Origin of the sequence: Chryseobacterium sp. X308, from assembly GCF_020733145.1 — a bacterium.
GTDB lineage: Bacteria > Bacteroidota > Bacteroidia > Flavobacteriales > Weeksellaceae > Chryseobacterium > Chryseobacterium cupriresistens.
Map to the genome: position 1 here is coordinate 86,737 of NZ_JAJFZH010000004.1, position 13,329 is coordinate 100,065.

9 protein-coding genes are annotated in these 13,329 nt (G+C 35.2%); all 9 read right to left on the reverse strand.

Features of this window, described 5'->3' with window-relative positions; all coding sequences use genetic code 11:
- Positions 1 to 16: 16 nt before the first annotated feature.
- The 9 genes from LIV57_RS06630 to LIV57_RS06670 all read right to left on the reverse strand — a co-directional run bounded on the left by LIV57_RS06630 (position 17) and on the right by LIV57_RS06670 (position 13,326).
- Entirely contained in the window at positions 17 to 1,087 is a 1,071-nt protein-coding gene (locus LIV57_RS06630) for an SGNH/GDSL hydrolase family protein (protein WP_227941965.1), read from the reverse strand.
- Positions 1,087 to 2,493: a hypothetical protein gene (locus LIV57_RS06635; RefSeq protein ID WP_227941966.1), complete on the reverse strand. Its 1,407-nt coding sequence runs from the start codon at positions 2,491 to 2,493 to the stop codon at positions 1,087 to 1,089. Before LIV57_RS06635 ends, LIV57_RS06630 begins: the two co-directional genes overlap by 1 nt.
- Positions 2,493 to 3,365, reverse strand: coding sequence for a hypothetical protein (locus LIV57_RS06640; protein WP_227941967.1), 873 nt, complete (start codon positions 3,363 to 3,365; stop codon positions 2,493 to 2,495). The genes LIV57_RS06635 and LIV57_RS06640 overlap by 1 nt, the downstream gene beginning before the upstream one ends.
- 67 nt (positions 3,366 to 3,432) lie before the next feature.
- Complete coding sequence (locus tag LIV57_RS06645) at positions 3,433 to 6,651, reverse strand: hypothetical protein (protein ID WP_227941968.1); 3,219 nt, start codon at positions 6,649 to 6,651, stop codon at positions 3,433 to 3,435.
- Entirely contained in the window at positions 6,648 to 10,895 is a 4,248-nt protein-coding gene (locus LIV57_RS06650) for a tape measure protein (RefSeq protein ID WP_227941969.1), read from the reverse strand. The genes LIV57_RS06645 and LIV57_RS06650 overlap by 4 nt, the downstream gene beginning before the upstream one ends.
- Positions 10,885 to 11,559 (reverse strand): hypothetical protein, encoded by a 675-nt coding sequence (locus tag LIV57_RS06655; RefSeq protein WP_227941970.1) that lies wholly within the window; start codon positions 11,557 to 11,559, stop codon positions 10,885 to 10,887. Before LIV57_RS06655 ends, LIV57_RS06650 begins: the two co-directional genes overlap by 11 nt.
- A gap of 231 nt (positions 11,560 to 11,790) precedes the next feature.
- Positions 11,791 to 12,072 (reverse strand): hypothetical protein, encoded by a 282-nt coding sequence (locus tag LIV57_RS06660; protein ID WP_227941971.1) that lies wholly within the window; start codon positions 12,070 to 12,072, stop codon positions 11,791 to 11,793.
- 97 nt (positions 12,073 to 12,169) lie between these two features.
- Positions 12,170 to 12,430 (reverse strand): hypothetical protein, encoded by a 261-nt coding sequence (locus LIV57_RS06665; RefSeq protein WP_227941972.1) that lies wholly within the window; start codon positions 12,428 to 12,430, stop codon positions 12,170 to 12,172.
- Positions 12,430 to 13,326, reverse strand: a complete 897-nt coding sequence (locus tag LIV57_RS06670; RefSeq protein ID WP_227941973.1) for a hypothetical protein — start codon at positions 13,324 to 13,326, stop codon at positions 12,430 to 12,432. Before LIV57_RS06670 ends, LIV57_RS06665 begins: the two co-directional genes overlap by 1 nt.
- Positions 13,327 to 13,329: the final 3 nt, after the last annotated feature.

Sequence of the window (13,329 nt, forward strand, 5' to 3'; positions counted from 1 at the left end):
ATTTTTTAAAGATTATTTAATTATGCCATTGCATTAGAATACTTGCTATTAGTGAGTTGTTACCTGGCGGACCTAAGGGAGTAAATGTATAATATGGCGAAGCCAACACATAATTTCCTATTGCTTGATGTCCTGCATTATTTGGGTGAACATTATCTCCAGAATTATATTCAGGTTTCATATTTGAGTTACCAGCCTGTTTAGTTACTGAAAAAACATCAAAATACTTACTGAAATTTGCAGCGATATAGGTTTGATAGGCCGTCATGTCTCTGTTAGAATTCGCATAAGGCGTTATCGGAATAAAAACAATATTTCTTTGATTTACATATTGTTTGAATGCTTGCAGATTAGTTTTCCAAACCTCAATATCTAAATCGTTGGTTCCAAATGCATAAATTACACGCTTTGGTTTAATAATATTCGTAATCTCATAAAGTAATTGTAAAGCTTCTGAACTTGTATCTCCCGGGCTTCCTTCCACTTGAAAACCCGCAATGGTTCCCCATCTAAGGCTTGATGTCGTTGCACTGCTTCCGTATGCTATAGAATCTCCAACTAATAAATTTAGCGGCTGAAATTCCTGCTCTGATGATTTAATTAAGCTGGTTACTTCAATAGCAGACGCAGACCATAATCTCAACTTATGTATAGTTACAGCGACCGGAGCAGTAACTGTTGTTTCAGCGCCTGTGGTAATGTTTTTTACCATGAATAATATAGCCCATTGATTTTTGGTAATCTTATATTCTAAAATATCACTGGACCCTATTGAAATAGCCGACGATGATAGTCCTGATGTATTATTATAAGCATAACTCCATTTTGCCTTACCAGATTCTAAACTAAAAGTCGTTCTGATGTTATTATCGGAACGAATGCCGTACAATTGAACATTAAGTGCTGCAGAGTTTGTGCGAATTTTCCAAGTAAAATCATCTAAAGCAGATGCGTATCTATGCTGCAAAATAGAGTTTCCACCGGAAGAAATTAGTTTTCCTGATGAAATATCCCAGTTACCTTTTAGATCAAATTCAGTTAGATCTGTAAAGCTGTTTTTACTATAAATTGTACCTATTGCTGCCATTATCTTCCAATTGCTGACATTAATGTATTAAAATCAGTAGTTATTGCCGCAGCTTCTGAATCAGACAAGCCATCAGCTAAAAATGCCCATTTCGTAGTTCTTGTATCATCAGCAATAGTTCCGTTGTCGTTATATCCACCAATAGTAAAATTTATATTTGGCAATGTAGCTGACCCCTGCGATGCTGAATGCGTTAAAATTGCAGATCCATTCTTGTATAATTTTGCGGTCGTAGCTCCCGTTCTTGAAACAACATAGGCCCCTAAAGAGTCAGCATTAGCAATCTGTCCGAAAACGTCCCTGTTTGGTCCAGATATTAATGATTGGCCTGAAGGCGATGTTCCAGTGATCAAGAATGTTATTCCACTTGTGGCGCTAACTCCACACCCCATACTACGTAGATTGCTATATATTGCTGTTGTGTTATGCAAACCGTAAGAAAAACTAGTCAAACTAAATATATCTGATGGTTTCATTCCGGAATCCAACACGCCCCCGATTCCGTCTGCTGTAATTGTCCCTGAAACTAATGTCGCATCAGGCCGTCCAGAAATACCATTAAGTAATTTTGCAGCAGAATTACTACCTAGAACAAAATAAAGCCCTTTTAACTTTGAAAAATATCCATTTGCTTTGGCCGCTAAATAGAAGTTGTTCATTGCATTAGTTTCTGCTGTCGAAAGTGTAGCCCCTGTAGCAAGAATTTTGTCATAGTAAATTTGCGCATCTGGATCTAAATCAACAGGGGTTACTTGTCCGGACTTGGCAACATTAACAATAACAGCGGGGATTTTGAACTCTACCAATTCTGGACGTGTAAAATAAATTTCTTGATTTTTCGTCTTGTCAATTTCTCCAATCACATCAAAAGATGATGAAAAATTAATGTCGCTTACTCCATCAGATACTATGTAACGCTTATCTATAGCCTCTTTAATTAGTCCGGAAGTATCATAAGTAAAATTGATTGTGCCCGCCTGGTTAATTGTCGAATATTTTTTCTTTTGATCAAATTTTACAACACTAGTAAAAGTTACTTTTACTGAATCATCAGCCTTTGGCAAACCTACTTCAGTTTTAATCCAGTTAGTTCCATCATACCAAAAAAGAGTATCATATCCTACACGGGCTTTCAAGCTTCCTGCATTTGGATAATTTGTCCCAGGATCAACGCTACTTGTAGTAGGTTTATACCATGAGTTTGCAATAAAAGGCCCTGCATCCGTTGGTGAAATAGGTTTTGCAATGCTGTGCAGAATCTGATAAAATGTATCTGTACTTATTCTATACTCTTTACCATCTTCAGCTTGATACAGCATATGTCCCCCCGGTTCAAGAGAAGTTTTTTCTGGTAATCCATCAATTGGTTCTACTTCAATGAATGGTATTGGAATTAAATTTCCCATTATCTTGTTTTTATTGCTTTGTTAGTATCGTATACATACACTTTTGTTTTTTCTTTATTTCCTAACGCATATTTGAATACATCAGCAAATATTGGCTTTTCATCCAGAATTATGTTCAATCCATTTTCATCTTTCACATTGGCAAACTTCATTGTGATTTCGTTGGTATTGTCGGTTATTTCTGGTTTTTCCTTCCGGGTTCTTTTGGTTCCATCAATATATAAATCTTGGTTTATGGAGTGAACTGCTATAAAAGATAAAATGTTGTTATCTCCTTCAGCCCGGATCTTATACGAAACATTCTCTTCTGTCCATGCTGCATTTATAATGGTAGAGCCTAAAGTCCCAGATCTGGCTGATTTCACATCTTCATCAATATCAAATTCACCCATACAATAAGCCGGAAGAGTTGTGATCATCCAGTCATGCTGATTATCTGCATAGGAGAAAAGATTTCTGTTGTAGTTGCATTGTGTTGCAATTCTTATGAATTTTCTTCCATCATAGTCTGTGCTATCAACAAACCTCACACAATTTGAATAAAAAATAGCTGTTCCGGAAGAATCTCTTATTTCAAAATGCCCCTGAATTTCATCGAAAGAAATAAAGGTAATACGGAAAAGCTTTCCATCACTTATACCAAACTCACACGGTATTTGAACTTCATCATCACCAACCAAAAACAAACTTAACTCCTGCGTTGTAACTTCATTCTGGTAATTTGGTATAAGATACCTGTGATAAGAATTTACTTCCAAAGGATATGGTTTTACGTGCCCGTAATACTGTGCGTTTTGCGGGTTTGTCATGTCTTCAAGCTCTTCCATTGTCTTGTAGAACCTTACCGGACTGTGATACCAGAATTTATGCATGATACAAATCTATTAATGAGCACATTATGACTTGATGAGTGTGTACAAATGAAGGTTATGCTTAATTTCATTCTAATGGAGAATAATTAGTATATTTTTTGTCCGTAAGAGTCATTAAATCAAATTCTTTTGTTGTATTTGTTATTGTATCGGTAAATTTTACAAGTAAGTTGGCAAACACAGTATAAATGTCATTTCCAAATTTGCAATTCAAAGGCTGCAAATTTTCCGTTTTATCAGAATTTAATAACTCCATGAACAAACGTCCTGTATTACCACTAATATTTAACGTTGTAGTCTCCGTTCCTGACACTGGAAGTCCATATCCAGTTTCTATAATTACATTGCCTCCGGTACCATCCAAATTCGTAACATATAATTTACCACCTCCTGGAGAAAACTCGTAACTGTATTCAATTTCAAAATTAGCCGTTCCCCTGACATCTATAACTAATCGGCTATAACCACAATCAGCATTTTCCGCTTTATTATTTACTAATATTATGTATGGATTAAACTGCCAGTTTACAGTTAATGTATTCGAGATTTTATTGTAAAAATCATCAGCATTAACAATGATTCTGAAATAAACATCTGTCCCTGAAATTATACTAGTAAAAACATCATCTATAATAATTCCTTCTTTTGTACTTCCGTATTGACGAAGCGTTATCCAGTTAATTCCATCAAGTGAATATTGAACATCAATAATAGGATTTACATATTCGACTGCATAATCCCAATGTAAAGTGACTGTATTTTTGTTGTCCTGCACAACTGATACAAGAACTGGATTAGCCACGGATTTTCCTTTTATTTTACCTTTGAAGCTAAGAATATTTGTTTTTCGATCATGTGAAAACGCACCATCACCAAACGGATATGCATCGTAAATACCTATTGGAGTATTCAACGTTACATATCCACGGCTTTCCAATCTATTACTTGCAATTCCGTATCTCCAATTTTCATACAGTGCTATGAACTCTTGGAATGTTACGTTGGTGTAAGAAATTTCAATTTTTTCTCCGGAGAAAAAAGGCTGCTTATAAGATCTCATTCTTCCCAAGTTTTCATCCGCTCCTACAGTAATTAAACCAGGTAATTCATTGGCAAGATCCGGTGAATTTATTTTCATCTGAGCTTTGTCGTTATTCTTGTAGTTTGTCACCTTTAATAACTCAGAACTTTGCTTTTTCCTTAATCCACTTCCAAACCATTGAAACCATCTTGCCATGTGATATTTTGGATTATGACGGGAATTTGTAGAGGTTTCAGGATTTCTTACATATTGATCTTCTGTAAATCCATCTCTTATGGATCTATTTTTTACCAGTGATGGTATATTATATCTTATTGGAGTATCATTTGTGCCAGATTCTATTCCTGATGTTTTATTCAAAGTTAATTCAGCTTTGTTTATGCTTAAAATAGTCCAAGTACCAGAATTATACCCCTCAGTAATTTGAACGCTTGATCCAACCTCCATGAATGTTGTATCGAATGCCAATTGAGCACATGTTAAAACTAATTTATTGTCTTTATTTTGATGTATACAATTTGGGAAGACTCCTGAATCCCAATAATCAGTTTCATTAACCATATCAATCATAACCAAATCATCATCGTTATCATTGGTTGAAGAACTTTTATCTTCTATGAGTTCTTGGATCTTATATTCATCAACAATTAAATCAGTTTGTTTATCGAATTTATTTTTGATGCTTTTAATTGGGGTGGTAAATTCCGCAGATGTTATAAAGTTTTGAATATCATCTTTCACATTTTTTGAAAACTTTTTTGAACCAAAAAGCATGGTGTTAAAAACAACATCTTTATCATGTTCTATACTAAACCCTTCTTGCAGGTATATTTTATCAGATAAATCAAAAACCTTTATATCTTTAAAAAAATATCCTAAATCTTCTATTATGACATTTTCATTAAGGACATCAAATCCTAAAACCAATAATTTGGCCGCCCCTTCAGTAATCAATGATTTGAAAGATGTTTTAATTTTTTGACCTGCAGTATAAATAGTTGGTAATCCTCTTAAATATACACCTGTAGATACGGATGTGTTGTAATAAATTCCCCCTAAGCCTAAATAATTACTAACGACACTTAATCCGGATGCTGTATAATTTTTTACTACCTGTTTTATAGCATCAACTAAGCGTATCCCACTAGTTTTAACAATAGGAGATTCCATATTTGTTGTGATTTCAATACTTGTATTAGTTTTTAAGGATGTCATTATGAATTGATCATTTACATCTGTCGTTAAAAACAAAAAACTTAAATTTTGCCCAGGAGATATATTGGAAACATCATTTATATTTAATGTGAAAATTTCATTGTCAATTTTTATTTCTGCACTATTTCCAGATTGTGATGTAAAATTTTTCAATAATTGTGTATAAAAAAATCCTGACCCGGAAATAACGGCGTATAAACCAACATTTGGAGGAATAGTAATAGAACTATTAAATCTACCAAATACAACCTGCATATTGCTGACTTCAATTTTAATTGACTTTAAAGTTATATCAGTGGAAACAAATGGTCCCTGCTCAAATGTAACAGTTCCAATACTTCCCAAATTAACATTCTTTATCCCACAATATTCATTAGTATTACTACCAAACTCATATTCTTCTGATCTACTAAAAGAAAAGAATCCTGATGTACTTGGTTTAATGCTTAATATATCTTGTGAAATGTCCCATGAATAAAAATTTGAAAGTTTTGCAGCTCCCTTCTTGTAACCCAATTGAAATGTTTCTACAGGAGTAATAGTATTTTCGTCAAGATCTTTAGTCCCGAACAAATCTATAGTAACATCATCCCGATTAAATAGCTTATTTTGGGACTCGCTTTTTATCAGGTCCACATCAATAACGAAAGTATTGTTTTCGAGTGTATTTTTGTACTTATTCATATTTACCTCGAAATTATCTTGTAGCAGATCATACTCTACACCATTTTTAACGGCTAACCATTTAAAGATAATCCGGCCGTCAGTACCTTGTTCTTCTTTTACGTTGTAAAGTACATCATAAGCTATTTTGTTACTGTACTGGTAGAATTTCAGCTTTGTATTTTCACCAATTATAAAATCTTTAACAAACAATAATTCATCATCAATATTTACAATAGAGTCTACATCATCCCACCCGTCAGGTTTATTTATTACATATTCCCCCTGGAAAAGTCCAGAGGGTACTATGAATTTGAAAATATTTTTAACACCGTTTTCGTTTATTATATGGTTAATTGGTATCATCTGTAATATTTTTCTTCTAATGTTTTTAAATCATATTCTCCAACAAGTTCTGCATTATTAGCGCCCCTATGTCTAAGTATCTGCCCAAAAACTCTTTCAGTAGTTGGATGTGAGTATTTCTCTAATTTTCTGTCTAGATATTCTCCAATCTTTCGTGAAAGTTCGTCTGAATTATCTCTGTAATTGTTCACTATGGAAACTTGCGGGGCTATCATGCTTTCTCTTGCAATTCTTTGGAAAACCTTATTCCCAATTTTAGCAGAAGGTCCCATAGTTTTTAAAATTTGCTTCGTTTCATCAGCTGTGTAAACAGTATCACCTTTATCAAGCCATGTCATTTTATCCCCTGAATCAGAACCTAAAGATTTAATACGGCCGTCTTCACCTGCAATAATCTCACGTCCCCGATCTTGTGTAATTGCGAATTCTGCTTTTCCTCCAGTTCTACCTTTCCAATATTTCGGAACCGGATCTTTGGACATTATGGCAACCGATTGAGCGATACCAAAACCAAGAGCGAGCGCAGCCGGAATAGCCCCAGCGATGAATCCCATCTGAGCGAGTGTCATTGTTGCTGCCAAAGCACCATTAATAAGGGCCTGTTGTGCTGCAGCCTTTTGTTCAGCCCTTGCCTTCTGCGTTTCAATTAGTTTTTCACGTTGGCGTTGCTGATCCTGATAAACTCTTGCTTCATCTTCTAGCCTATTTCTTTCGGCAGTCTGTTCTGCTGTAAGCTCTTCAAGACTGTTTAAAGCTTCTAAACGGCTATTGATGAAACCTAATTCCTGCTCTGTTGCTTCCTGCGAATATTTAAGTTGTTCATCTAATGCAGCAATAGTTTTTTCTTTCTGGCTATTAACCATTGAGGAAAGACCGTCAGCAATACCGGAAGCAGCAAGTATTACAGCATCTTTAGCAGTTAATGATCCTTCAATTATTTTTTTATACAGATCATCAAATTGATCTCCAATAGCAGCTGCAAAATTACCAAGTCCCATCTCCTGGAATCCTTTCACAAGAATGTCCTTAGTCTTCAACCATTCCGGAGCAACCTCAGAATTTTTATCCATACCAAGTCCGATATTGGTATTTTGGAGATTCTTTATAGTTGACTCATACTCTTTAAGGGCTCTTTCTTCTTCTGGAGTAATTATCACAGCTTGTCCTTTCATGGATCTGATAACCTGCTGTGCTAAAATTTGAGCTTGCAATAATTGAAGCCTTTTAATTTCCTCCTTGTTTTTTTCAATCTGAAGATCTTTCTCCAGCTGGGAAAGTTTGTAAGCTCGCTGATCAGTAGAAAGACTCTTATCTTTAAGAATTAAGGACCTTTGATCTTCAAAATTAGATTCTACTTTACTTTGAGTAATTGCAGATTGCCTGTCTATTTCGTTGAAAACAGCTTCAGGAAGAGAATTCATGCGCTCAATTCTCCTATCTTCTATCTTGCCTATTTCTTCATCCCTGGCATTTTCAAGCTCAATAACTCTTTGTCCGGATTTTGCAGCAAGATCCACCTGTTTATCATAATAGTCGGTAATCTCTTGAATAAGCTTTCCGTCAAGTTCGATCTGCCGATTGATACGCTCTACATCGTTAAGTGTTTGATCTTGGTCCAAACTCTTTGATTCCCTTTCTATAATGTTTTGTTGCTTTTCAAAGGAAGCTTTTAAATTCTTGGATCTTTCATCATACAATTCTTTATTAGACTGTACGGCTGCATCTATAGCCTTTTTGTATGAGGCTCCCTGAATCTGTTTTTCTTTAGCATTTGCACCTTTTAGATATTTTTGAATTTTATTATTGTACCTGATGGTAGTATTAAGTTTTTCTTGAAGATAATCTTCATACCCAATTTTTAAATCCAACCTGTCTTTTTCCAAATTAGCCAGTTCTGTATCTCTTTCGCCTTGAGCTATCATTATAAAATCTTTTTGAGCAGGTGATAATGTTGCAGCCTTTGGCTTTGGTATTTTTACCGGATCACTTGGAGCAGATGCGGATTGCCTTTTTACTAATTTGTTATTTACAACATCATATTCTCCAACTTTTTTACCTGTATTTCTAGCAGTTTTTGAATCAAAGAAATAGCCATTAAATGTAGCATAGGCTTGATTTAATTCTCTTGCAGCCTTAATCGATTTTTGATAATCTTGATTCTGCTGTCTTTTAGCCAATTCCTGTTGTTGTGCCAAATAATTGTAAGATCCTCCAAGGGAATAATTAGACTTCATTAAGTCTGTATTTATACCTAACATGTTTCCTGTGGCTCCAAATAATCGGTCTAGCGTTTTTAACTGAGCGTTTTGCTTATCTGTAAGTTCTTGAGCTGACTTATTCAGATTTTTAGTTGTTCTGATATAACCACTAGAGGTAATTACTCCAAAAGATACAGCATTACTCATATTGTTAAATAATTGAGTGGTTTCTTCTGTTACTCCACCTAATTTTCGTAAAGCCACAAATGCATCTCCTATATCTTTTTTACCTGTAATTAGGTCGTCATATACTTTTCTTTGAGCTGTAGATAAATTGTTAATTGCAACTGCGTTTTCCTGCTCCGCTTTTGTGATATAAATAATTCTCTCTGCCTGTTCTTCCAATACTTCATTTAGTTCATCCATATTTTTTTGCAGGATAATCTTTTGTAAGTACTGTTGATTAGTCAGTTTTAATCTTTGTTCAATTTGTTCCAATGATGTTTTTTCTTTATCTAATCCATCAAGGAAATAAGGATTTATAGAGATCATCTGATCAATAATGTCCTTTCTTGCTTTTTGATCTTCCCAATTCGCCTTTAAAGAAAGCCCCAGCTTATTAAATTCTAATTGCTGTCTTTGTATATCGGTAATAAACTGACTTGGAGTTATTTCTTTTAAAAGCCCTGAAATAACTTGGGACATTCCAGAGAAAGCAGAATTTACGTTTCCGGATCTACTTTCGACTGCATCTACAAAAATTGTCCAGGAGTTGGTAATTCTATTAATAGAAGCTTGAGCTGTATCAATATCTTCACCAATTCCAAGTTTATACTTTTTATTGAGCTGTTCGGCAAATTTCGGAAGCACATCTTCAGCAATAACTTCTCCTTTTTTCAGCATTTTATCAAGTTCTGCTGTTGATACCCCCATACCATCAGCAAACAATCTAAACGCGCCCGCCATACGATCACCCAGCTGTCCACGTAATTCTTCTGCCTGAACTTTTCCTTTCGACATCATTTGCCCTAAAGCTCTAAGAATCCCGTTAGTATCTTCGGTGGTAACTCCAAGCATAGCACTTGATTTTGCAACTGCATCAAATATTACTTTTGATTTTTCACCTTCTAAAGTGGTACCTTGAGCGGAAGCGCTGAAGTTATTATATGCCTGGCTTAAAGAAATTAATTCAACACCATATTTTTGTGCTATTCCAGTTAAAAAAGTGTTTTGCTTACCGACCTCTTCATTCGTTTTAAAAATTGATTTTTGGGCTAAATGAAGCGTTTCCAGCTTGACAGCTGTGTCTTTGTAAGCAGTACCGAGTTTATAGAAAGAACTTGCAATATTATCAATTGAGGCCGCAATCCCTAATCCCTTTAGAATATCTGTCACACGCCCCCCTAAAGCTCCATTTCTTTGTTCAGATGGTAACGTTTGCTGATTTAACCTTCTTAATTCTCTTTCAAGTCTGATGGCTTCATTCGTAGATGTTCTAAAATCTCTACCTAATTGCGCCATTTGTCTTCTGTAGTCTCTCTGGGAAATTTCACCATTTCTCAACCTATCACGAAGTAAAATCATTTCTGCTCCGTAATCACGGGCCGTTTGTCTGGTCTGGCGGGTTTGGCGGGTTAACTGAGCATGAGCACTGGAAGCATCTCTGTTAGCTCTTGCTTCCGCCGCAGCTTCTCTTGCTGCCTGCTGTCTCGCACGGCTCTCTGATCGGCTGGCTTCGGCTAATTCTCTCCTTGTTCTCGCCTGCTCGGTCTGAAGACGTGCCTGTTGCTGCTCTAATCGTGCCGTCCTCGCTAATGCATCAGCCAATTGTCTTTCCATAGCCGTATACTGAGAAGTATACTGATTAAGTTCTCGAATCGCGGCTGAATACTCTCTAATCCTACCTGAATTAAAAGCTTGGTTAATTTTATTGGTATTAGTAACCATTTCTTTGAACATCTTATTAACGTCCTTTCCAGCAGTCTCAATCTGCTTTAATTCTTTTATAGACTCCTGAGCCTGTATTACTGCTAATTTATCTGGCATGACTATTCATCTTATTTATTTCCTCAACCCTTTTTATCAGTGCCTTAACCATTAATCCGTATTGGTATAGAGATATTTTTGTATCATCAACAGGTATTTCTAATCCAAGACATACACTAACAAACTGTTCTTCTATATCAAATTCTGAATCTTTTCTTTCAGCGTCTGCTTTTTTTATTTGACTCTCAATCTTTAAGAGTTCATTTTTAATTTTTTCTATCTTATTTAGAACAAATTCTCTTTGTTTATAAAGATTATCGCTTTTTTGGATTTTAAAATCTTTAAGCAAATCCTTTATTGTACCTGCATTTAAATCTTCAGATTCTGGAAGCTTATGAAACTTTCTTATCTCAGTGCTTCTAATAGTCAATTCTATTAGATGAAGAATTATATTATACTTATTGAATTCATTGGTCGAAATTGCGTGCTGTCCATAATTAACAACATCATGATTTTTTACATTCATAGAAGTAGCATAATCCTCTTCTATTTCTTGGAACTTCTCTTGCAATTTTTTTACATCATAGTTTACATCATCACCAGGTTCATAACCTTTAATCATGAAATAAAAATCCCCCGTTTGAACTATTCTTTTATAATTGCAAAATGGGAGATCTTTACTATCTTGATAAAATCTAATTTTATGTTTTATTTGTTTCTTCATATAAACATGGATGTTCTCGTACATTAAACCACTCCGGCAATCCATCTTTTCCAATAAAATATCTTTCTAAGGCAATTATGTTTGGTATTTCTCCTTTAGGAACGAATGCTATATCTAAACCTCTTTCATCATCAAATATGTGATATATAAAGAATCTCCCTTCAGGATCTTCGGCATACTTTTTAAGACGATAACATTCTGTTTTGGTTATTGGTTTGCTACAATTGCACATTATTTTTTTAATCTTCCTTCATTAATGATACTTGAAACTTGTCTTTTCAATTTTGGCTTATTTTTGATCTGAGCATCATTCATTTGCTGTTTTGTAATACCTATAATTCGCGATTTGCTTATAATCGCATAAATTCCACGCATGTAAAGCGGATTGTAATCTGTAGAAAATTGAACATCTTTAAGATTTACTTTTACTTTAATACTCTTATAAAACAAACCGTCGTACTCCTTATTCCACCAGTGTTTTAAATCCCACCTGCGATTGTTCAAAGGGTTCATTCTATTTTTATAATCAGCATAGAATAAATTCCCTCTTCGGTATTTTTTAGAGTAAGGGGGCATTCGCCCCCCGTCACTCGTTTTCCCCCGCAGAAGGTTATCCTGGTTTATTTGAGGGAGATTTGATTCTTTTAACGCCTGTTGAACCAGTTTCGGAGTCATCTTGGTTGCTAACTGAATTCTCTTCAGAAACGTCTCCGGATTTATCCGTGCCATTGGTTTCTATTTTAGGTGTTAAATAATTTTCAATGCTTTCTTTATCCAGTTCCGGATAAATTTTCTGAATGTATTCCACGGCCTGCTCTAGTGAAGAGAAAGGCTCTTCAGGTGAAATAGTGTATAGTCCTACTTTGTACATTATGCTACTGTTTCAGTTTCTGATGCTCCTGCATAATATGCCGTATCAAGAACATAAACAGGATACCCTGCATCGTTAAGTTCAAATGAAATTTTGTTTGTAGCAACTAATGCTGCATGAGTGAACGTGTACTCTCCGTTAACCTCAGAAACAGCAGTTACCGACTCCAATACTCCATTTCTTCTCATTTTCCACTTTGAAGCAGTAGTAAGTCCATTTATTCTACTATTTGCACATTGGTTTGTAACAACCACTTTTGTTGAAGTGGCTGCTGCAGCCAATGCAGATGTAATTTCAATTGAAACTCCCGCAACCGGATTCAATTCCGTGAAATCAATTTCATCACTTTCAACAAGTGCGGATTGCCCCTGCCAGTATTTCATTGCATCCGGAAGTAGATCTACTCTTAAAGTTGAACCACCACCTTCAGCCGCAGTTTTAACTTTCTTAATTCCTGCAAATGTTTTAACATTGAATCCTTTAACTCTTCCATCTTTCATTAATTGTCCTAGAATAGAACCATCCTGGTAAACAATGAAAATTGAATATCTTTCGCTCTTATCAAGCTTGTTTATTTCGTTTTGGAAGCAGTTCCCTTTATTAAACATAAAGTTCCACTTCTTAATTCCAAGCGTTTGCTTAGTGCTTTCACCAGTAGAAGAATCTGTATAAGTTGGATCTACATCCGCATCTTCTGCAGAAAAGTATTTAAGTGTACCTATGATTTTATCTTGCTGGATAAATCCATCCAGAATTGTCTTTGTAAAAGTTGCCGGATCAAAAGCGACTGAACGGTCTGCTAAAATAATTCCGGAAACTTGCTCTTCATCACAATATAGCCCCCCTAATCTGGCGACCATATCTGATATGCTACATTTTTTAATTGTTAATGCCATTTT